This is a genomic window from Streptomyces sp. NPDC030820 (assembly GCF_055572075.1).
The window spans coordinates 485,318-505,756 of record NZ_JBVIEB010000006.1 but is presented as its reverse complement, the minus strand read 5'-3'; the positions used below and the strand labels follow the sequence as shown (position 1 = coordinate 505,756).

The following is a 20,439-nucleotide window of genomic DNA, read 5'->3' as shown; positions in this document are numbered from 1 at the left end:
GAGTCAGGGCGACGGCTGCCGCGCCGGTGGTGGTGATGCCGGTGAGGGCGAGGGTGCGAAGGCGAGCGATGCGGGTGCGGGTGGTCATGGTCATAGAAATGCAACTCTCCGGCGGGGAAATCGTCGGCACCGGCCGCTGTTGTTCGCGGCGGCGTTGGCTGCCCGCAGGGACGGGGCAGGCCTAGAGGGATTCGCTCGGTCCGTATTCCGGCTCCCAGCGACGACAGCAATAGTTAGCGGGGGCCAGGGCGGGGCGCAATGATGTGACGTACTACCCCACTACGTAGAAAATGTCCTAAATGGATAGGTTATAAGTCGTCTTTCCCGTTCAGGCCTATATGGGGCTACGGCCGTCTTTAGGATGTGATCCCGCTCTCGTGGGCAGCGTCACGACTCCAGCCCTCCGGATCGGGTTTTGCAGCCACCGTTTGCGGCCCTGGTCGGGGCGGCGTGCTCGTCACCGCGGTCAGCGACGACGACCCGGCCTGCACGGCCCGACACCACATAAGGTCAATGCCCGGGAAACGTTGTCCGGGCGTGTTCATGTGCCGACCGGGTACGCGATCGCAAGCGGGCACGGCCGTGAGAGATCAGTAGCTCTTGATGGGAGATCGCCGTGCACATCTTGATCCTCGCTCGTGAACGGCCCCTGATCGACCGCGTCGCCTCACTGCTGCGGCAGCAGGATTTCGACGTAACAGGCGTCACCCGTGACGAGGAGGCGGTGGCGCGGCTGGAGACTGGCGCGGTCGACTGCCTCGTGATCGGTGGTGGAGTGCCTGAGGAATCCCGGAGTGACTTGCGGACCGCGGCCGAGGAGAGGCACATTCCGGTCGTTGAGGGTGCCTTGGCAGGCAAGGATCCAGAGGTGTACGCGCGAGATGAGCTCGGGCCGCAACTGCGGTACGCCGTCGGTGCCGGGGAATAGGACACCGGATTCTCGGCGGCCCGATCGGGGATCTCGTATGGCAACGGTGGTGGTGCCAGTGCCCGGCTGGACCGCCGACCGGTTCAGGGCGAAGCGGCTGTGGCTGATCGCGTTCGGCGCGTCCTGGCTGGGTCCGTGTCGGCCGAGCCGGCCTGGTCGACCGTGGTGACGCCGACACCGTGCGGCTCACGCTCCTATTGGCATGGCGAACCTTGGCGTGGCCGAAGTGGCGGTCGGGTACTCGGCCGCCGTCACGGGCACAGGCCGGTGCCCGTCGCGGAAGGCAGGTGGAGGTAGCCATGGCTCAGCAAGTACGGGAGATCATGACGTCGGACCCGGTGACGGTGGCCGAGCAGACGCCGCTCACCGAGGTGGCACGGCTCATGCGGGAGCGGGACATCGGCGACGTCATCGTCGGCGACGCCGACCATGTCCGCGGCCTGGTGACCGACCGCGACCTGGTGATCAGGGCCATCGCCGAGCACCGCGATCCCGACACCACCACCGTCGCGGACGTGTGCAGCACCGACCTGATCACCTGCTCACCGCAGGACGCGGTGGACCAGGCTGTCCGGCTGATGCGTGAAAAGGCCGTGCGGCGGCTGCCGGTCGTCGACCATGGTCACCTCGTCGGTGCCCTCAGCCTCGGCGACCTGGCCGTCGAGAAGGACCCGCGCTCGGCCCTGGCCGACATCAGCACCGCCGAACCGAATCGCTGAGGCGGCCATCCCGCCTCACGGCAGATGGTCCCCGGGCCCCTACGACGTATCCGATTCCTCTACGACGTATCCGACGTACACCTGCACGACGCGGCTCGCCTTCGGTGACCGCGCTGTTCGGCGTACCCGGCGGCGCGGTGATCTGAAGGGCCTCCACGCCCGCCTGCGCCTTGCCGACGGTGTTGTCGTGCCGCAAGCCAGTGGCCACCGGAGTGACGGGCTGCCGCCCGCGTGGCGCGCCGCCGTCGTTCGGGACCGCACGATGCAGAAACTGCCACAAGGCAGCAAGCCGCACGAGAGCCCTCAGCGATGAGATTCAGGAGGCTTTATTGGCCACCCGCGTCCACCACCCCCGCCGCAGTCGCGTCGCGATGGCTGTCGCGGTGCTGGCCGGTGTCCTTGACCTGCTTTGTTTCGGCTGCACCCCCCAGGTGCCGGGTGACATCGAGGCGGCTCCGGTGCACTCGCCCGGCGTGAACTGGACGGCGGTGCAACAGGCCATCGGCACGCAGCTGGCCACTGAGGACGGCGGTGTACACACCGCCGAATGGCTGCGCACCGACCTGCACGTGGTCAACGCGGGCATCACCGAGAGCCCGGGGATGGAACTCGGCGCCGAGGCGTCCTTCCACGAGACGACGCCCGGGAAGGTCGTCTTGATCGGCGAGGCCACCCTCACCCAGGACGAACTGAGCAAAGCGGCCGACCGCCTGCAACAGGGCGGCGTGGAGATCACCGCGATCCACAAGCACCTCCAGGCGGAGTCCCCCCGCCTGTGGTGGCTGCACTACGCCGCCTACGGCGAGCCGGTGCCCATCGCACGCACCGTGCACGCCGCGCTGGCCGCCACCGGCATCCCCGCACACCAGCCGAGCGAGACACAGTCCCCGCTCACGTTGGACACGGCCGCACTGGACCGCTTCATCGGCGCCAAGGGCGTGAACGAACACGGCACCTACCACTTCCACGTCCCCGTGGCCCAGAAGGTGACCGACACCCGGGCCCAGGTGACCCTGCCGTACCTGATGGAGGCATCCACCCTGCTGATGTTCCAGCCGCTGGGCGCAGGCCGCGCGGCCGTCAACGGTGACTTCACCATGACGGCCGGCCAGGTCAACCCGGTGATCAAGGCATTACGCTCCCGGGGCATCACGATCATCGAGCTGCACAACCACATGCTCCACGAGCAACCCCGCCTGTTCTACCTGCACTTCTGGGCGACCGGGCGGGCCACCACACTGGCCCACAGCCTGCGTGCGGGCCTCGACCAACTCCACGCACCCCGCACCTGAGGCCCCGCGACCGCTCGGACGAACAGGTCTCGCCCGGGCAGCCAACCGCCCAAGAGCACAGCCTCTCCCTCTCCAGCCCTGCACCCGACTCCCGCAGTCTGGTACAGGGGCAACTGACATATACCCTCTCGACATCTGTGAAGGAGCGCCTGACATGGCCGTCGTTCAAGAAAGCACCGTCGCCACTCTCGCCGAGATCGTGCACGAGATCGCCGGGATCCCGGCGGAGCATGTCCAGCCGGACAAGTCGTTCACCGATGATCTGGACATCGACTCGCTGTCCATGGTCGAGGTCGTTGTCGCTGTCGAGGAGCGCTTCGACGTCACGATCCCGGACGAGGCCGTCAAGAGCCTCAAGACCGTCGGCGATGCTGTCGACTACATCCTCAGCCACCGGACCTGAGCCACCGTTCCCCGGACAGACAGCCCTCAGCGTGCGCCGCGCACCGGCGCGCGCCTGACACCTCGTGCAGGATCGGCGCTCGCTCGGGTCTGCTGCGGCTGCCCCGGCCGGGTGCCGGCAGTACGGAGAGCCGGCCGACAGGCGGCGGGGCCGGAGCTGCACGAGTCAGCCCCGGCCCCCTCACCCTCAAGAGCCTCTTTGGCCCCCCCTTGGCCATCCCGCAGGATCAGTGCCTCGCAGCGGTCGGCGAGCCAGTCCCGACGGCGCGCTGCTCGCCGCGTCCGGCGGTCACGGCCTACGCAGAGCCCTCCTGAGCCACGGGGTGCCTGCAGCGGACGGCGACGGCCGCGATGTCGTCCTCGAGTCTTCCTCCGCTGTAGTGGAGCAGATCCTGGTGAAGCTGGTCCAGCAGCTCACGGGGCGCCGCCGGGCCGAGCTGCCGCATCCACTCCGGTAGCGGGAAGAAGGTCCCGGTGCGGTCCCGGGTCTCCGTTACGCCGTCGGTGTAGAGCAGTATCTGGTCGCCCGACGCGAAGTCGACGGTGTCGACGTGGTAGTCCTCTCCGAGGAGCGCCGCGAGATTGAGAGGCGGTGAGGGGATGGTGGGCTCAAGGATGCGGATCTCTCCGCTCTGCATCAGCAGTGGCGGGGGGTGCCCACAGTTGAGGATCTTCACATGCCCACCGACGTGCGGGATCTCGGCGATCAGAGCGGTGGCGAAGTGCTCCGGCTGGTCCGGATCGAGGATCGCGACGCTGTAGCGGCACATGCTGGTCTCCAGGCGATGGATGATGCCCCTCAGATCGGGCTGGTCGTACGCGTTCTCCCGGAAGCAGTTGATCACCGCCGAGGCCGCCCCCACCGCCGACAGCCCCTTGCCGCGCACGTCACCGATGAGCAGCCGGACCCCGTACGGCGTGTCGGCCACCTCATAGAAGTCGCCACCGATCCGGGCCTGCTCCTGGGCCGCCAGATACAGCGACTCGATCTCGACGTCCTGGACCCGGCGCGGCAGCGGGCGCAGCAGCACCTGCTGCGCTGCGTCGGCGACGAGCCGGATCTGGAAGAGTGTCTCCTCTCGCTGGAGTCGGAGATGGCTCGTGTAGGCGGCCGCCAAAGTGACCGCGACGATCGCAGCCGCCGTGTAGGGCGTGCCCAGATCGGAGTAGACGAGGCTGAGCCCGATCATGACCAGCAGACAGAACGCCCCCAGCAGGACCGTCGAGAGCACGGGCCACATCGCGGCGGCGAGGGCGGGTGCGGCCGGCAGGAGACGGCTGAAGGCGATCTCCCTGGGGGTGGCGAAGGCCAGGCCGGCGATGAGGACGGTGAGAAGCACCGGGGACAGCATCACGGGCTCGCGCCGGCCACTGTATGGAGGGCCGTGACGTCCAGGCCGTCCTGTCCTGATCATAAAACGTATCTTATCGGGGCATAACGGGCTTCGTGCCGTGAGAACGCATGCTCACGCGACAGCCGCGCGACGGGATGGATCAACGTCACCTTCTCCACAGTGGTGCTATCAAGGGTGTATGGAGGTATTTTCCGGGCATCCTCGGAGCCCGGAACGTCACCCGCCCGTCGAACGCTCGCGCGAACGTGGCGCTTCCCTGCTGGACCTGCGCAGTGCGGCCGGTCAGGTGTTCCTTGTCCAGGTCTTGATCGTGGTCCTGCTGGTCGTGGCCGCGGTGGGGGCCATGGTGCTCCAGACGGCGCGTGACGCTCTGCAGCTGGGGCGACGGGAGTCGGTCGTCGCGGCCCAGTCGTTCGCGAGTGCTCCTGGCGTGGCCGCGGCGCTGCAGAGCCGGGATCCGACAGCGTTGCTCCAGCCTCGGGCCGAGGCCGCGCGAAAGCGTGCGGGTGTGGATTTCGTCATCGTCATGAGCACGAAGGGGATTCGCTACACGTATCCCTATCCGCGGGAGATCGGGAAGAAGTTCGTCGGCACCATCGCACCGGCGCTGAAGGGCCGTACCGTCGTCGAGCAGGCCGGCGGGCCGCCACTGCCCGCCGGCAAGGGGACGGCCGTGCAGGCGGTGGTCCCGGTGACCGACTCGCACGGCAAGGTGGTCGGCCTGGTCTCCGCCGGAATCACGGTCAAAGCCGTCACGGGACTGTGGACGCCCCAGCTGCCGATCATCCTGGGCACCGGCGCGGCCGCACTGGCGCTGGCGGTGACGGGAACGACGCTGGTCTCCCGGCGGTTGCGGCGGCAGACGCACGGCCTGGCCCCGGAGGAGCTGGTGCAGCTGTACGAGCACCACGACGCGGTTCTGCACGCGGTGCGGGAAGGAGTGCTGATCACCGGCGCCGACGAACGACTGATGCTGGCCAACGACGAGGCGACACACCTGCTCGGACTGCCGGCGGACGCACCGGGGCGCCCGGTGCGGGAGCTGGGACTGCCGGAGCCGATCACGGGTCTGCTGACGTCGCCGGAGGCGGTCACCGATGAGGTGCATCTCGCCGGGCACCGGCTGCTGTCGGTGAACAAGCGGCCGACGTACCCGCAGGCCGACCGGGGAGGCAGCGTGGTGACCCTGCGGGACACCACGGAGCTGGCTGCGGTCACGGGGCGGGCCGAGGTCGCGCGGGAGCGGCTGAAGCTGCTGTACGAGGCGGGGGTGGGCATCGGGACCACACTGGACGTGGAGCGTACGGCCCAGGAACTGGCCGACGTGGCGGTGCCGCAGTTCGCCGACCTCGTGACGGTGGATCTGCTCGAAGCGGTGCTGCGGGGGTGGGAGCCGACGGCGGAGGGCTGGCGGCATCTGCGCCGGGCGGCGATCGGCGGCGAACAGCGGGTGATACCGGTGTATCCGCTGGGCGAAGTGATCACGTTCTCGGGCCGAACGCCGCAGATGCAGGCCCTGCAGGAGCAAAGGGGCATGCTGGAGGCGGACCTGCGGCAGGCACCCGGTTGGCGGGAGCAGGATCCGGAGCGCGCCAGGAAGGCCCTGGAGTACGGGTTGCGGTCACTGGTGGCCGTACCACTGCGGGCGCGGAACGTGCCGCTGGGCGTGGCCAACTTCTACCGGACGGCGGCTTCCCCGTCGTTCGAGCCGGAGGATCTCACCTTCGCGCAGGAACTGGCCGCGCGGGCGGCGGTGGCCCTCGACAACGCCCGGAGGTTCACCCGGGAGCACGCGATGGCGGTGACGCTGCAGCGCAGTCTGCTCCCGCGCAGGCAGCCGGAGCAGGACGCACTGGAGGTGGCCTGGCGGTATCTGCCCGCCGAGGCGGGCGTGGGCGGGGACTGGTTCGACGTCATCCCGCTGCCGGGCACTCGAGTGGCTCTGGTGATGGGTGACGTCGTCGGTCACGGTCTGCACGCGGCGGCGACGATGGGCCGGCTGCGCACCGCGGTGCACAACTTCTCCACCCTGGACCTGCCCGTGGACGAGGTGCTCGGGAACCTGGACGACCTGGTCGTCCGCATGGACAACGAGGAGAACACGGGCGATGCCGCGGACAGCCACGAGGGCGCGGGGGTGACCGGCGCGACCTGTCTGTATGCGGTCTACGACCCGGTGACGGAGACCTGCACGATGGCCCGTGCGGGGCACCCCGAGCCGGTGGTGGTACACCCGGACGGGACTGTCGTGTGCCCTGCCGTGCCGGCCTCCGCGCCCCTCGGTCTGGGCGGCTATCCCTTCGAGACCGTGGATGTGTCCCTGCCGGAGGGTTCACAACTGGTGCTGTACACCGACGGCCTCGTGGAGGACCGCACCCACGACATCGACGTCGGGATGGAGAGGCTGCGCCGGGCTTTGGGCGGTTCCGGGGATCGCACGCCGGAGGAGACGTGTCAGGCGGTGATCGACGCGCTGAAGCCGTCACACTCCTGCGACGACATCGCTCTGCTGACGGCACGTACCCGGAGGTTCCCGCCCTCGGGTGTGGCCAAGTGGGACGTGCACCCGGACCCGGCGCTGGTTCCCGCGGTGCGGGCGCGCTGCCGGGAGACGTTGCTGGAGTGGGGGCTGGAGGATGCCACTTTCGCCACGGAGCTGATCGTCAGCGAGTTGGTCACGAACGCGATCCGGTACGGCTCGCCGCCGGTCGGCGTACGGCTGCTGCGCGGACGCTGTCTGATCTGCGAGGTGTCGGACGGCAGCGGCACCTCGCCGCGCCTGCGGCGCGCGGCGACCACGGACGAAGGCGGACGGGGGCTGTTCCTGGTGGCGCAGTTCGCCCAGCGATGGGGAACGCGGTACACCACCCACGGCAAGGTCATCTGGACGGAACAGGTTCTCCACGACGGCACGTCCGCCGCCTCGGGCCTCGCACCGGTCGACTTCCTCCTCGACCAGTTCGACCTCGACCAGTTCGATGATCCCGGCTTGTGAGCCGAAATGAACCCCATGCGGGCGGGGCATCGAGATTTGAGACACGTTTTACACGACGTACGCAACTGCGCCGACTCCCTCGCTGTCTGACAGGGAGTCGGGCCCGTCAGGGCTGAAGAGCGAGAGAGCGGGGCAGGTCGTGGGACGGCGCAAGGGCGGCATAGGGATCGCACTCGTCACGGCTGCGATGCTGGTGGGCGCGAGTGCCTGCGGCGGAGGCGGCAGTGGCAAGGCGAGCGGGGACGACGCAAAGGCATCGGGCAAGCCGAGCGCGAACGCCTCCCCGTCACCGACCAAGCCCGCCGGCCCGCCGATGCTGCTGGAGACGATCACCCCGCAGACAGGAACCACGGTCGGCGTGGCCATGCCGATCTCGGTGATCTTCACCAACCCGGTGGCGGCGAAGGCACGGGCCGCGGTCGAGAAGCACATGAAGGTGAGCGCCTCGCAGCCGGTGGTCGGCGCCTGGCACTGGATGGGCGACCGGCGCGCCGACTGGCGGCCGAAGACGTACTGGCCCTCCGGTACGAAGGTGAAGATCGACGCCGACATCACGGGCGTCAGCAATGGCAACGGGCGCTACGGGGTGCACAACTACACGCACACCTTCACGATCGGCGACGACGTGCGCGCCGACGTGTCGGTGACCGGCCACACCATGAAGGTGACCCGCAACGGCACGCTGGTCCGCACCCTGTCGATCAACGCGGGCAGCGCCCAGTATCCGACGTGGAACGGCACGATGGCCGTCATCGACAAGCAGGAGAAGGTCCACATGACCTCCTGCAGCGTCGGCATCAGCTGCGACAAGGGCAGCCCCAACTACTACGACCTGACACTGCCCTGGGACGTCCACCTGACCCAGTCCGGCACCTACGTGCACTACTCGACCGGCGACCCCAACCCGGGCAGCGGCAGCGCCCGCGGCTCGCACGGCTGCGTCCACCTGTCCCTCTCCGACGCCAAGTGGTTCTACGGCCAGGTCAAGCAGGGCGACCCCGTCACCATCACCGGCTCACCCCGCGCCAAGGCCCCGGCCGACAACGGCTACGCCGACTTCAACCTCACATGGGACCAGTGGCTCGCGGGCAGCGCGTCCGGGGAGGGGACGACCGGGACGCTGTGATGCGCGGCGGTGGCGGCGCCGAACGGCTTGCCGGGCCCTACCCCGGAAACGTGCGGTCGTGCCCTCTGGTTTCGCCCGGTGAGGCGGCCCGGCCGAGTGCCTGGGCCGGCGCGCCGACGGGCTCCACCACCGTCGTCCGTAGCTCCGGCACCGTGTGGACGCCGCCCTGGGTCAAGGCGCGGGGGCGGTGCGGGCGCCGTCCTTGACGACGAGGATGCGGGGATGCGGCAGCAGCCGCCGGCCGGTCACCGTCAGATCCTTGCCCCACAGGCCCGGCGCCTCGTCGAGACCGACGAAGACGATGTCCGCCCGGTCGGCCAGTCGCCGCAGCACCGTGGCCGCAGTGCCGTCCGGCCAGAGGGCCGGGCCGGTGGTCGGCCTCGAAGCTGACAGCGTGTGGCCGCTCGGCCGCGGGCGTGCTCAGGGCCCTTGTGACCGGCTCCCGGCAGGAGGGCGAGAGGGCGGGTGTGCTGCCGGTGAAGTGCAGCAGACCCGCCGACCGCACCGGCTCTTGGTCCAGCAGCTCGGGGCCGGGCATCCAGGCCGCCGAGCCGGCTCGGGCGCGAAGTCGAACGCGGCCATGTATCCACTCACCGGCCGAACGCCGCTCACCGAGGTGAGCCGCCCGATCACGTACCCCACTATGGAAGGGACGCGTGTGCACGGGCCCGAGCGGAGGTGGAGTGCCATGTCGAGCGGTGCCGTGCTCGTGCGCCTCGCCGACGACGGGCGGATCCTCGACTGGTCCGCGCGGGCCGCGGACCTGCTCGGCCGCTCCCGGCAGGAGGCTGAGGGCCGCACCGTGGCCGAGCTGATGGGCGGGGGCGACGGCGCCGTGGGACGCAGGAGCTTGCTGACGGGTCTGGGCACCGTGTCCGTACGGCCGGTGGTCTCCGGCGACTCACTGACGTGGGAGGTACGCGACGAGCAGGACGACGGCACCGCGGCCAGGGATCTCGCGGTCCTGCGGACCTTGTTCGTCCACTCGCCGATCGGCCTGCACATCCTGGACGGGGATCTCCGCATCGTCCGGTCCGGGAGCGGCATGCGCCAAGCACCGCCGGGGGCGGAGGGTGCACCGGCCGGCCAGGACTTTCCTACAGCCCTGGGTCCTGAGGATCCCGAGAAGGAGCGCGCGGTGGCGCGCCGGGTTCTCCTGACCGGGGAGCCGGTGCTGCAGCGCGTCGTCCGGGCCGTGCCCAAGCGCGGCACGGGCAGACCCGTGGCCTACTCCTTGTCGTACGTGCGCCTCGAAGGGGTGGACGGCGAGGTGCTGGGCCTCGTCGCCTGGGCGCTTGACGTGACCGAGCACGAGCGGGCAGTGCAGCGGCTGAAGCTGCTGGAGAAAGTCCGCGCCTCGGTGGGTCAACGGCTCGAAGTCGTGGCCGTGTGCCAGGAGTTGGTGGACGCGGTCGCACCGGAGTTCACGGGCATCGTGGTGGTCGAGGTCATCGAGGACGTCATCCGGGGCGAGGAGCCGCCGCTGGCTCCGGTGGACCAGGACGTGCCGTTGCGGCGAGCAGCCTTCAAGGGGCTTGTTTCGGCTCACCCGGTGGGGGACGTGCGCCGGCTGCCGGAGGGCACGCCCTTCTCCCGCGTCCTGAACGATCTGCGCACCAGGCTCGTCACCGTGACCAAGGACAGCCCCTGGCTGTCGGCGGACCCGGCGCGGGCCGACGCCATCGTCCAGTCGGACGCGCACTCCCTGATCGTCGCGCCGCTCACCATGCGCGGTCAGGCGCTGGGTGTCGTCAGCTTCTACCGGCACCGGGACGAGGAACCCTTCGACGAAGGGGACATCCCGCTGACGTCGGACATCTGCGCCCACGCAGCCCTGTGCATCGACAACGCCCGCCGCTTCACCCGGGAGCGGACCATCGCCGCGAGCATCAAGCGCAGGCTCCTGCCGCAGCGGACGTCGGCACCGTCCACGATGGACGTGGCCCCCATGCACATCCCGGGGGCGGGTGGTGGAGGCGCGTGGTTCGACGTGATCGAACTGGCCGGGGGCCGGACGGTACTGGTACTCGGGGACGTGGTCGGCCGGAGCGTCGCCACCGCGACCACGATGGGACAGTTGAGGACGGTCATTCACGCACTGGCCGCGCTGGACCTGGAGCCGAACGAACTGATGGCACGGCTCAGCGACACCGCCGCACGGCTGGCCGCCGAGCGGGCTGCGCTCCCCGCCGGGGATCCGCTGCACCGTGAGCCGCTGACCGCCTGCTGCCTGATCGCCTTGTACGACTCCGTCGACCACACCTGCACCCTCGTCCGCGCCGGCCTGCCCGAGCCGTACCTGGTCCGCCCCGGGGGCGACGCGGAGCGCCTGCCCACGCCGGCAGGCCCGGTGCTGGCCGGCACCGACCACGCCCCCTTTCCCGCGACCGAGATCCCGATGCCGGCCGGCACCATCCTCGCGGTCGGCAACGAGGACCTGCTGCAGCGCGAACGGCGGTTGCGGACCGTGCTGCGCGAAGGAGCGGAACTGCCGCTGGACGAGGTCAGCGACACGCTCGCCTACACGCTGCGGGACGACCACCCCGAGAGCGAGAAACTGCTGCTCCTGGCGCGCGCCAGAGGGCTGCCCGCCGACCAGGTGCTGACAGTGCCGCTGGCCGAGGACCTCGCTACCGTCCCGGAGGTCCGGGCGGCGGTGCTCGGACAGCTCGAAGCGTGGGAGATCGGCGCGGAGGCAGCGTTCACGACGGAACTCATCGTCAGCGAGCTGGTCGCCAACGCGCTTCGCCACGGCGCGCCACCGTACCGGTTGCGCCTCATTCTCGACGAGCGTCTGACCTGCGAAGTCCGCGACGCGGGCGACAGCGTCCCCCACCTGAAGCACGCCCGCACGATCGACGAGGGCGGCCGCGGCCTTTTCATCGTCGCGAGCGTCGCCGACGGATGGGGAATCCGGTACCACGCACAGGGCAAGACGGTCTGGGCACAGCAGCGCTTTGGTTGACGTGCTCTCTGGCCTGAAGTCCAGGGATTCCGGCCTGGGTCGTGTGACCCTTCCGGAGGCTTCCTGCTTCAACGCGCTGTGCGGACACGTGTGCCCGTCTTACCGGCACTCCACAGGCGTTTAGCGTCTCCACCCGTCCGGTGGCGACGATTCGGCGTCCTTCGAACAGGACGTTACGTGCTGCGTTGTGGTCGCGGTCATGCACGGTGGCGCACTCGCCGCACGTCCACTCCCGGACGTGCAGGGTTTGGGGCCGTCCCGGAATCCGCAGGTCGAACAGACCTGAGAGGACGGGAAGGCGCGGCCCACCTTGGCGAAGGTGCGGCCGTGCTTGACCGCCTTGTACGCCGGCATGCCGACGAACGCGGACCATCCCGCGTCGTGCACGGACTTGGCGAGCCGAGTGCGCCCGAGGCCCGACACCGCGAGGTCTTCCACGTACACCGCTTGGTTGTCGCGAATGATCTGTGTGGATGCCTTGTGATGCCAGTCCCGGCGCCGGTCGGCCACCTTGGCATGCTGGCGCGCGACCTCGATGCGGGCCTTGGCCCGGTTCTTCGATGCTGGTCGCTGAGCCAGACGTGCAGGGCCGGGCCGTCGGATGTACGCAGGTTCGTCAGGCGCAGGTTCGCCTTCCCACCTGCAAGCGGCTGGATCTGCACCGAGCCGCTGGTGGAGTGCTCGTGGGAGATGAAGCTGCCGGACGCCAACGGCGCGGCAACAGCTCCCTGTTGGCCGCCGACCACGGGGGCCGCCTCATCCACGCGGTGCGTGGTGAACAGCCGCCAGGGCTGGAAGAGGTAGAGCCCGACGGCCACCACGACGACGACGGCAGTTGGTGATCCAGAGGACCGGGCGCTTGGTTCGGCTCATGGGGATTTCCGTTTCTGATGGGTGTTCACGCGGGCCGTCGGTTGTTCAGCACTGCTCGGCGGGGCGCGTTCGCTCCTGTTCGGCAGCGGAGCGCCCGGCCCTCTCGCGGCGCAGCGCGTCGGTCGCGGACGGCGTCGAGTCGGACCTCGAGCAAGCCGACCTGCTCGCGGTAGCGCTCCAGCTCGGCCCGGACGAATGCGGCGTCCGCCACCTGGCGGGCCGCCTCCTCGCGGATCGCGCGGTCTCCTCGGCGAACTTCTCCTGCGCGGCGACGGCCATGTCCGCCGCCTCCTCGGCGAGCGCGGCGCGCTCCTCGGCGGCCAGGATGCGCTGCGCGGAGGCGCGGGTGACCGTCTCGATCCGGGCCTCGGCCGCCGCGGAGTCGGTGATGATCGCCAACTCCTCGATGTAGACGGGCAGCTCTGAGGTGAGTCGCTCGATGAGCGCGACCAGGGAGTCGCGTGACCGAGCGTCCTGGTCGGCCTCGACTGTCGCCATCGCTGTCGTGGCCGTCATCTCACTGGTCATGGCTTCCGCCGGGACCTGCTCGGACGCATCGGCGACGGGGGCATGTCCGGGCTGCGGGGGCACCGCCTCGCCGGCCGGGACCTGCCCGGCGACCGGCGCCTGAGCCCCCTTCGCCGCCCCCTCGGCCGCCTTCTTGGCCTCGGCCGCCGCGCGCTTGTCCTCCTTGCGCTGCTGCCGCTTGGCGCGGAACTTGCTGAACGCGCCGAGCGCGTTGTGCTCGGGGTGCCCGCAGTAGCGGGGCGCCGGCCCCTGCGCGTCGGGTGCGTGCGGCTCGGGCGGCATGGTGCAGCCCGGGTAGGCACAGGTGGGGGCGGTCTCGACGGATTCGACGGACTGGACGGTCATGTTCAGCCTTTCGTTGATGTGTTGGCGGTACTGGCTGATGTGTTGGCGGTGCTCGCTGGTACTCGGGCTCAGCGGTATTCGGGATTCCCGAAGTCGAACCGGCACCCGGCGTCCCACTGCGACCGCTGGTTGCCGTGCGCCGGAATGCCACCGGCGTCCTTGAGCAGCCGGGCCAGGTGCAACAGGTTCCACGTCATGAACGTGGTGTTCCTGTTGGTGAAGTCGTTGGCTGTACAGGACGTTCGGCGCAGTGCGTGGCGCCGTCCTCGTTGCCCAGCCGTGCTCGGTCATGTCCGGCCACACGCCGGTGGCGATCTCGTGATCGATCGGCCGCAGGTGCTCGACCTGAACGCCCTGCTTCTCCATGATTCGCGAGCTGAGGTCGATCAGGCCGTGCGTGTGGCTGCGCTCCGGGCTCTTCTTCAGCGTGCGGTTGAGGAACAGCGCACGCAGGTCGTCATGGCTCATACCCCTCAGTGCGGCGCGCGTCGGAGGTTACAAGTGACGCTCGAACCGTTCACGCCCGCCGAGTCCGGCCGAGGGGACGGGTACGGATCTGCCGGGGACGGTCGGCCCGCCCCGGGCGGTGGCGGGCCGCTCAGGTGCTCGGTGGCGTGGCGGTACGCATGCCCCCGAGCAGGGTGGCGAGGTAGCGGTGGGCGGTCTGAATGCGGTCCGCAAGGGTGCCGCCGTGGACGGTGACGGCGTGGGCGATGCCACACATGAGGGGGACGAGGTCGGTGGCGGCGAGGTCGGGGCGGACGGCCCCGGCATCGCGGGCCCGCTCGAGGAGCATGGTCCCGGTCGACTGGAGCGACTTCTTGAGTTCCGTGGTGCGCGGAAGGGCGTCCGTGGTCGTGGCGGCGACCGGGGGCAGGGCGGCATCGGTGATTTGTGCTTCGACGATGCGGGACAGGAAGTCCTCCAGGGCGCGCCCGTGGTCAGTGTCGTCCAAGGCGTGCCGGCCGTGTTCGGCGAGGGCTTCCAGGCAGGGGGTGGCGACGGTCTCCAGGAGCGCCTCGGGAGTGGCGAAGTGCCGGTAGACCGTGCCGACGCCGAGCCCCGCCCGGCGTGCGACGTCGTTGAGCTGCAGTGCGGTGCCCTGGTCGACCAGGTCGCGGGCGACGGCGACGATCCGCTCCCAGTTGCGGGCGGCGTCCTTGCGCAGCGGTGTGGTCGTCATGGGGGAACAGTCCAGGTCGCTCGTCTCAAGGCAGGCTTGCCGTCCGATCATATGCGGGTGTTTCCGGGGTGACGCGCCCGCTGTGGGGGCGGGCCGGGCAGCCCGCCCCCGCGGGGCTGTCAGCACTGGTCGCGCTGCCTGCCGAGGAAGCCGGTGATGATCTCCAGCCAGTGGTTCGGCTGCTCCAGGAAGGGCAGGTGTCCGGTGGGGAGCTCGGCGGTCTGCGCTCCGGGGATGGCCGCGGCCAGGTCGTACTGGAGGGCGGCCGGTATCAGGGTGTCGGCGGTGGTGACGACGACCAGGGTCGGGGCGGCGATCGCGGCGAGGTCGTCGCGGACGTCGGCACGGCGGACCAGGTCGACCTGGGCTCCGGTGCCGGGCGGGAGGGCGGAGGCGGTCTGCTCGGCGGCCGCCCGCACCTGGGCGGGAGTGAGGGAGTTCAGCAACGGCGCGCTCACGGCCAGCTGGGTCAGGTACTGGGCGAGCAGGAGGTGCTGTCCGGTGTCGTAGAGCTGGTGCCAGATCGCGGCGGCCAGCTCGGTGCGGGTGTCCACGCGGGCGAAGGTCGCGCTCAGGACCAGCGCGGTGACCCGCTGCGGGTGGCGGACGGCCGCTCGGATCGCGACCGGACCGCCGAGCGAGTATCCGCAGAGGGCGAACGTGTCGAGCCCTTCGGCGTCCGCCGCGGCGACGAGCTGGTCCGCCATGATGTCCAGCTGCAGGGGCGTGGGCGTGGTGGGGGTGTGTCCTGAGCCGGGGTAGTCGACCCCGACGACGGTGTGCTGCGCGGCGAGCCCTTCCATGATCGGCCCGTAGTTGGCGTCGATACCGCCGCCGGCGCCATGGGCGAGGAGGAGGCCGGGGCCGGAGCCGTGAACGGTGCGGGCATAGGCGGTCGGGACTGCGTGGGTCATGTCGTGTCCTCAGTCGGGTGGGGATTGGCGCGGCGGTGGTCCGGCGTGTCTCGGGGGCGGGCGCGAGGGGCCGACGCGACCGCGTGACGAGTGGCCGGCCTGTCGGCGTTACGGGCGTTGAGGGCGAATGCTCACGTGTCTGCGTCGGCCGACGTGGGTGCGTGGGCTTCGCTGAGCCGGTGCACGGCCTCGGCGAGCCGGCGGTCGGCCGCTGCGCGAAGCGGGGCGACCGGGTGGCTCTGGGGGCCGATGACCAGGCCGGTCCGGCCGGTCAGCGCGTTGTCGGTGGCGGCGACGATCGAGGGCCTGGCTGCCGCGGACGCCGGGCCGGAGGTGGAGCGCTCGAACTTGCGGCGTACCAGCGGCCACAGCAGCCGCAGCGGCGGGGAGACGATCTTCGGGTCGGTCAGGGTGCCGTTGGTCATCTCGGTGGCGGCGCCTCCGGGGTCGGCGGCGAAGACCGATACGCCCGTGCCGGCCAGTCGGGCCGCCAGGTCCAGGGTGTAGGCGAGGTTGGCGAGCTTGGCGCGGCCGTACCAGTGGAAGCCGTAGTAGCCGCCGGGCGGCTCGACGGCGTCGAACACCCGCTTGCCGACGGTGACCGCGCCCGAGGTCACGTTCACGATCCGGCTGGGCGCCCCGGCTGTGAGGGTGGGCAGCAGCAGTTCGGTCAGCAGGTACGGCGAGAGGTGGTTGACGACGAAGGACGCCTCGACGCCGCCCAGGGTCCGGTGCTGCGGGAACATCGCTCCGACGTTGTTGACCAGCACCGTCAGCGGTTCCCCCGAGGCATCGTGGTCGGCGGCGATCCGGTCGGCGAGCGCGCGCACCTGGTCGAGTGAGGAGAGGTCGGCGGACAGGAACTGGCCGGCGCCGTCCGGGCCCGCCTCGTTGATCCGCTTGACCGCTCTGGCCCCCCGTTCCGCGTCGCGCCCGACCACGGTAACCGCGAACCCGGCAGCGGCCAGCCCCAGCGCCGTCTCCAGGCCGATGCCCCCTGTCCCCGCCGTGACCACAGCTGTCTTCGTCATGAGCTCCTCCACCCCGAGACAATCGGATAGTTCATCCGGTTAGCCGGGACGGTAGCACACATCCGGATTAACTATCCGGTTAGGCGTCATGGTGCGGGCCCGCCTACACGGCTTGGGCCGCCACACGGGACGTCGTACGCCCCAGCCGCCCCTGCCGGCGCTCCTCGACGTCGCCGTGACGTACCGGGGACGCATGCGTAAGAACTCCGTAAGGCCGCAGGGTCAGTTGAGGCCGTTCCGTGTCCGGGAGCGTCCCGAATGAATCAGCGGCACCGAACGAAACTTCGACGCAACGGAATACGAAAGGGCTCGACCGTGCAGAGAGCTGGAATAGCGAAAACGGCATGGGCGGTAGTCGGTGCGACTGTCGCCTTAGCGGTCGGCGGAATTCTCACGGCCCCTGCCTCCCAAGCCGACGACGCCACTCCCATGACCGTCACACCGGCCCAGACCGCCGCCCCGACCACACCCGGCCAGAGTGAAATCCCGGGGCACCACCCAGACCTTCGACGGGGACTACGTCGTGGTGGGCGGTGCGAGCATGTTCGCCGGCAACTGCTTCAACGCCAGGGAAGTCAACGTCGCCAGCCGCCAGTACCGCGACTGCGGAGTCGACGCGCCGCCACCACATAGCGGTCATCCCTTGCCGCTGGGGAGCCTCCCGATTTCCAGGAAAGCCCCTTGCGCAGCGCTGCCTGGAGGCAAAGTGCCTCGACGGGGTGGTGGTCGCCACCGATGACGAACGCATCGAGAAGGCGTGTCACCGCCTGGGCATCGAGTGTATGCGGACTGGCGAACACCTCACCGGCACGGACCGCGTCGCGGAGTGCGCAGAACGCCTGCCCGCAGACGCCTACATCAACGTCCAGGGGGACGAGCCGTTCATCTCCCCCACCGCGATCGACGCTGTCTCCCAAGCCATGGAGTACCTGGCACCCGGAACCCTGGCAGTGAACGCGTACACGGAGCTGGACGACGCCGGTGCCGTCCTGGACCACAACGTCGTCAAGGTCGTCGTCGACGCCGAGCACAACGCCCTCATGTTCTCCCGGCAGCCGATCCCCTACCCGCGCGGTGACCGACCGAGGTACCTGCGTCAGCTCGGTCTCTACGGCTTCACCCGAACGGCCCTCAACACGTTCCGGCATCTCCCTCAGGGGCCGCTGGAACGTGCCCAAGGCGTGGAGATGCTGCGCTTCATCGAACATGGCCACGATGTACGGATGCTCGGCGTCGCGGACGAAGGGTTGGCGATCGACACTCCCGAGGACCTCGCGAGGGCCAGCACCTTGTTGCGGATTCACACCGAGCCTGCGATCGCCCGCTTCTCCTAATAACCGCGGTCGACCGCCGCTCCCTGGATCCGGCACTCTGCTCGCCCGCTTCCACTAGATCACGCTCCATCCCCGGGTGTCTGAACAGCGGCACGCTCGGCGTTTTGGCCACCGCCACTCCGGTCACTGGCCCAGGGGCCGCAAGGGTCGATGCAACCCGCAAGCTCCGGCGCGCGCTCAATTCCAGGGTTACCAACACGACCGAAACACATGTGTTCGAAATTCCGACCGGCTCGTTGAGCCGCAGGAGCAGCCACACAACCATCAAGGGGGACCTTGTGACTTCAGCCAGGACACCAGCACCTGCGACCCCCCATAACGTGGCCCGGAGTGAGGAGTGCTCGTACCGAGACGAGTCCAGCCGCGGGGCCTCTTTGCGGATCACGCTCACCATGACGCGGTGGCTGCCCACGCCGGCTTTCCGGGCGCTGAGCCGGCCCGGGTCAGGAGGCGCGCTGTGAAGAGGTTCTTCGATCGGGTGCGGATGGCGGAGCCGGAGGTCTCCGACGCCGAGGAGGAGCTCTTCGGCGGTCCTTTGCGCTACGACTTGGGCTGGTCGGAACACGAGCGTGCCCGGCTGGACTTGACGATGATGTCGGCTCTGCGCTCCATGACCAGGCTCGTCGGGGCGACCTTGCGGATGGCGTGGCAGGCGGACCGCCGCGCGCTGCTCACGGTCGCGATCAGCGAGATCGGACAGGGTCTCGCCGCAGCCATCGGGCTGCTCGCGGTCAACGCCGTCATGCACGCGCTGCTCGGCTCCGGCACCCCCGGGCAGCGGCTGCACGCAGTTCTGCCCGGACTGCTCGCCGCCGCCGGAGCAGCCGTGGTCAATTCGGGCCTGGCCGGATGGTCCACCTCGCGGGCGGGCCGGTTGGAGCCGCTGGTCGAGCGGATCGCGACGACCCAGTACCTGGCCGCCGCCGCGTCGGTCGAACTGGAGGCCATCGAGGACCCGGAGTTCCGGCGGTTGATCGACGTCGCCCAGTACGGCGCCGGATCCGCCCGCCGCATGATCAGTGCCTGCGTCGCCGCGCTGAACGGGACCATCTCCCTGATCTCCACGGCGGGCGTGCTCACCATCCTCCACCCGGTCCTTCTGCCGATGCTGATCCTGATCGCGGCGCCGCGCGGCTGGGGCGCGATGCGGGTGGCGCAGGAACGGTACGTGTCGGTCATGACCTGGGTCGAGCACGTGCGGGCCAGCCGTCTCATCGGCAACCTGCTCACCGAGCGCACCGCCGCCCAGGAGGTGCGCATCCACGCCGTCGGGCCGTTCCTGCTCAGCCGCTACGAGCGGATGGCCGAGAGCGCCGAGGCCGAGCAGGAGCGGCTGGCCACCGGCAAAGCCGTCACCGAGTGGGTGGCCGCCGCGCTGTCCGGACTCGCCATGGCGGTGACGTACGCGGCGATGTTCCTGCTGATCGTCAACGGGCACATGAGTCTGGCCGTGGCCGGGACCGCCGTCATCGCCGTCCGGTCCGGTTCGGCGAGCCTGGGCGCGCTGGTGATCAACGTGAACCAGTTGCACGAGGAGTCCCTCTATGTCCGCGACCACGCTCGGTTCCTGGAGGAGGCGGCACGGCGCACCATTCCCATCGGGGGTGAGCCCGTCCCGGCGCGGGTGAGGCAGGTCGTCGTGGAGAAAGTGAGCTACCGGTACCCGGACCGGGAAGCCCCCGCCCTGGACGAGGTCTCCCTCACGCTGCCCATGGGCTCGGTCACCGCCGTGGTCGGCGAGAACGGCTCCGGCAAGAGCACTCTGATGAAGGTGTTGTCGGGCCTGTTGCTGCCGCAGAGCGGGACGGTGTTATGGGGTGAGGCCGACATCGCCTCCCTGGATCGCTCCGAGGTATTCGACCGCGTCTCACTGCTCACCCAGGACTTCCAACGCTGGCCCGTGACAGCGGCGTTGAACATCCGGATCGGCCGGCCCGCCCGGGCGGCCGACCCCGAGCACCTCCAGCCTTCCGTGGACTACGCGGGTGCCGGACCGGTCATCGCAAAGCTTCCCGACGGGCTACGCACCCTGCTGGCCCGGATGTTCCGCGGCGCGAGCGAACTGTCCGGCGGCGAGTGGCAGAAGATCGGCCTCGCCCGGACCCACTGGCGCAGTGCCACCTCGGATGCCGACGGCGTGCTCATCGTGGACGAGCCCACCTCCGCCCTCGACCCGGAAGCGGAGATCGCCGCCTTCGACCGCATCCGCCGGCTCGCCGCCCCGAACCGGGCCGTCGTCCTGGTCACCCACCGCATGTCCGGCGTCCGCCATGCCGACCGCATCTACGTCCTGCACCACGGACGGCTCGTCGAGCACGGCAGCCACGACGAACTCATGGCCGCCCAAGGCCGCTACGCCTCGATGTTCGACGCGCAAGCCGCCCAGTACGCCCCCGCGGGCACCATCCCCCGCCCCGGCTCCCCCACCATCGCAGATCCCGCATGACCC

17 protein-coding genes and 3 pseudogenes are annotated in these 20,439 nt (G+C 69.9%); 10 read left to right on the top strand and 10 right to left on the bottom strand.

Annotation, left to right across the window (positions count from 1 at the left end; all coding sequences use genetic code 11):
* Nucleotides 1-616 precede the first annotated feature (616 nt).
* From ACZ418_RS20015 to ACZ418_RS20000, 4 genes are all read left to right on the top strand, one after another.
* Nucleotides 617-928, top strand: a complete 312-nt coding sequence (locus ACZ418_RS20015; RefSeq protein ID WP_468364357.1) for a response regulator transcription factor — start codon at nucleotides 617-619, stop codon at nucleotides 926-928.
* A 299-nt stretch (nucleotides 929-1,227) separates the two neighbouring features.
* Complete coding sequence (locus tag ACZ418_RS20010) at nucleotides 1,228-1,647, top strand: CBS domain-containing protein (RefSeq protein WP_468364354.1); 420 nt, start codon at nucleotides 1,228-1,230, stop codon at nucleotides 1,645-1,647.
* Nucleotides 1,648-1,976: 329 nt separating this feature from the next.
* Nucleotides 1,977-2,939, top strand: coding sequence for an LppY/LpqO family protein (locus ACZ418_RS20005; RefSeq protein WP_468364351.1), 963 nt, complete (start codon nucleotides 1,977-1,979; stop codon nucleotides 2,937-2,939).
* Between the two features lie 154 nt (nucleotides 2,940-3,093).
* Nucleotides 3,094-3,342, top strand: coding sequence for an acyl carrier protein (locus ACZ418_RS20000; RefSeq protein WP_468364349.1), 249 nt, complete (start codon nucleotides 3,094-3,096; stop codon nucleotides 3,340-3,342).
* A gap of 295 nt (nucleotides 3,343-3,637) precedes the next feature.
* Here the strand turns inward: ACZ418_RS20000 and ACZ418_RS19995 are convergent, their stop codons facing one another.
* The gene (locus ACZ418_RS19995) at nucleotides 3,638-4,756 is read right to left on the bottom strand and encodes a PP2C family protein-serine/threonine phosphatase (protein ID WP_468364346.1); all 1,119 of its coding nucleotides are present in this window, start codon (nucleotides 4,754-4,756) and stop codon (nucleotides 3,638-3,640) included.
* Between the two features lie 118 nt (nucleotides 4,757-4,874).
* On the opposite strand from ACZ418_RS19995, the gene ACZ418_RS19990 reads away from it, so the two are divergent.
* On the top strand, nucleotides 4,875-7,691 hold the full coding sequence (locus ACZ418_RS19990) for a SpoIIE family protein phosphatase (protein WP_468364343.1): 2,817 nt from the start codon (nucleotides 4,875-4,877) through the stop codon (nucleotides 7,689-7,691).
* 139 nt (nucleotides 7,692-7,830) lie between these two features.
* On the top strand, nucleotides 7,831-8,817 hold the full coding sequence (locus tag ACZ418_RS19985) for a L,D-transpeptidase (RefSeq protein WP_468364340.1): 987 nt from the start codon (nucleotides 7,831-7,833) through the stop codon (nucleotides 8,815-8,817).
* Nucleotides 8,818-8,988: 171 nt separating this feature from the next.
* On the opposite strand, the gene ACZ418_RS19980 is transcribed toward ACZ418_RS19985, so the two are convergent.
* The gene (locus ACZ418_RS19980) at nucleotides 8,989-9,150 is read right to left on the bottom strand and encodes a hypothetical protein (protein ID WP_468364337.1); all 162 of its coding nucleotides are present in this window, start codon (nucleotides 9,148-9,150) and stop codon (nucleotides 8,989-8,991) included.
* Nucleotides 9,151-9,505: 355 nt separating this feature from the next.
* Here ACZ418_RS19980 and ACZ418_RS19975 point away from each other — a divergent pair, with 355 nt between their 5' ends.
* On the top strand, nucleotides 9,506-11,782 hold the full coding sequence (locus tag ACZ418_RS19975; RefSeq protein ID WP_468364334.1) for an ATP-binding SpoIIE family protein phosphatase: 2,277 nt from the start codon (nucleotides 9,506-9,508) through the stop codon (nucleotides 11,780-11,782).
* Here ACZ418_RS19975 and ACZ418_RS19970 read toward each other — a convergent pair.
* The 3 genes and pseudogenes from ACZ418_RS19970 to ACZ418_RS19960 all read right to left on the bottom strand — a co-directional run.
* Nucleotides 11,697-12,155: a zinc ribbon domain-containing protein gene (locus ACZ418_RS19970; RefSeq protein WP_468364331.1), complete on the bottom strand. Its 459-nt coding sequence runs from the start codon at nucleotides 12,153-12,155 to the stop codon at nucleotides 11,697-11,699. The genes ACZ418_RS19975 and ACZ418_RS19970 overlap by 86 nt on opposite strands.
* Nucleotides 12,092-12,319: pseudogene (locus ACZ418_RS19965) on the bottom strand (transposase); the annotation flags it as partial. The pseudogene ACZ418_RS19965 and the gene ACZ418_RS19970, both read right to left, overlap by 64 nt.
* Nucleotides 12,320-12,390: 71 nt before the next feature.
* A pseudogene (locus ACZ418_RS19960) lies at nucleotides 12,391-12,444 on the bottom strand (hypothetical protein); the annotation flags it as partial.
* A 21-nt stretch (nucleotides 12,445-12,465) separates the two neighbouring features.
* On the opposite strand from ACZ418_RS19960, the gene ACZ418_RS19955 reads away from it, so the two are divergent.
* On the top strand, nucleotides 12,466-12,624 hold the full coding sequence (locus ACZ418_RS19955; protein WP_468364417.1) for a hypothetical protein: 159 nt from the start codon (nucleotides 12,466-12,468) through the stop codon (nucleotides 12,622-12,624).
* Between the two features lie 76 nt (nucleotides 12,625-12,700).
* On the opposite strand, the gene ACZ418_RS19950 is transcribed toward ACZ418_RS19955, so the two are convergent.
* The 5 genes and pseudogenes from ACZ418_RS19950 to ACZ418_RS19930 all read right to left on the bottom strand — a co-directional run bounded on the left by ACZ418_RS19950 (nucleotide 12,701) and on the right by ACZ418_RS19930 (nucleotide 16,656).
* Nucleotides 12,701-13,528, bottom strand: coding sequence for a hypothetical protein (locus ACZ418_RS19950; RefSeq protein WP_468364328.1), 828 nt, complete (start codon nucleotides 13,526-13,528; stop codon nucleotides 12,701-12,703).
* Between the two features lie 68 nt (nucleotides 13,529-13,596).
* Nucleotides 13,597-13,996: pseudogene (locus ACZ418_RS19945) on the bottom strand (hypothetical protein).
* 130 nt (nucleotides 13,997-14,126) lie between these two features.
* A complete protein-coding gene (locus ACZ418_RS19940) occupies nucleotides 14,127-14,711 on the bottom strand; it encodes a TetR/AcrR family transcriptional regulator (RefSeq protein ID WP_468364326.1) in 585 nt (194 codons plus the stop codon).
* 119 nt (nucleotides 14,712-14,830) lie between these two features.
* A complete protein-coding gene (locus ACZ418_RS19935; protein WP_468364323.1) occupies nucleotides 14,831-15,625 on the bottom strand; it encodes an alpha/beta fold hydrolase in 795 nt (264 codons plus the stop codon).
* 131 nt (nucleotides 15,626-15,756) lie between these two features.
* Complete coding sequence (locus tag ACZ418_RS19930) at nucleotides 15,757-16,656, bottom strand: SDR family NAD(P)-dependent oxidoreductase (protein WP_468364320.1); 900 nt, start codon at nucleotides 16,654-16,656, stop codon at nucleotides 15,757-15,759.
* 533 nt (nucleotides 16,657-17,189) lie between these two features.
* Between ACZ418_RS19930 and ACZ418_RS19925 the strand changes: the two genes are divergently transcribed.
* Nucleotides 17,190-17,990 carry a 3-deoxy-manno-octulosonate cytidylyltransferase gene (locus ACZ418_RS19925; protein ID WP_468364318.1) on the top strand — a complete coding sequence of 267 codons (801 nt, stop codon included), beginning with the start codon at nucleotides 17,190-17,192 and terminating at the stop codon, nucleotides 17,988-17,990.
* A gap of 484 nt (nucleotides 17,991-18,474) precedes the next feature.
* Nucleotides 18,475-20,436 carry an ABC transporter ATP-binding protein gene (locus ACZ418_RS19920; protein ID WP_468364406.1) on the top strand — a complete coding sequence of 654 codons (1,962 nt, stop codon included), beginning with the start codon at nucleotides 18,475-18,477 and terminating at the stop codon, nucleotides 20,434-20,436.
* Nucleotides 20,437-20,439: the final 3 nt, after the last annotated feature.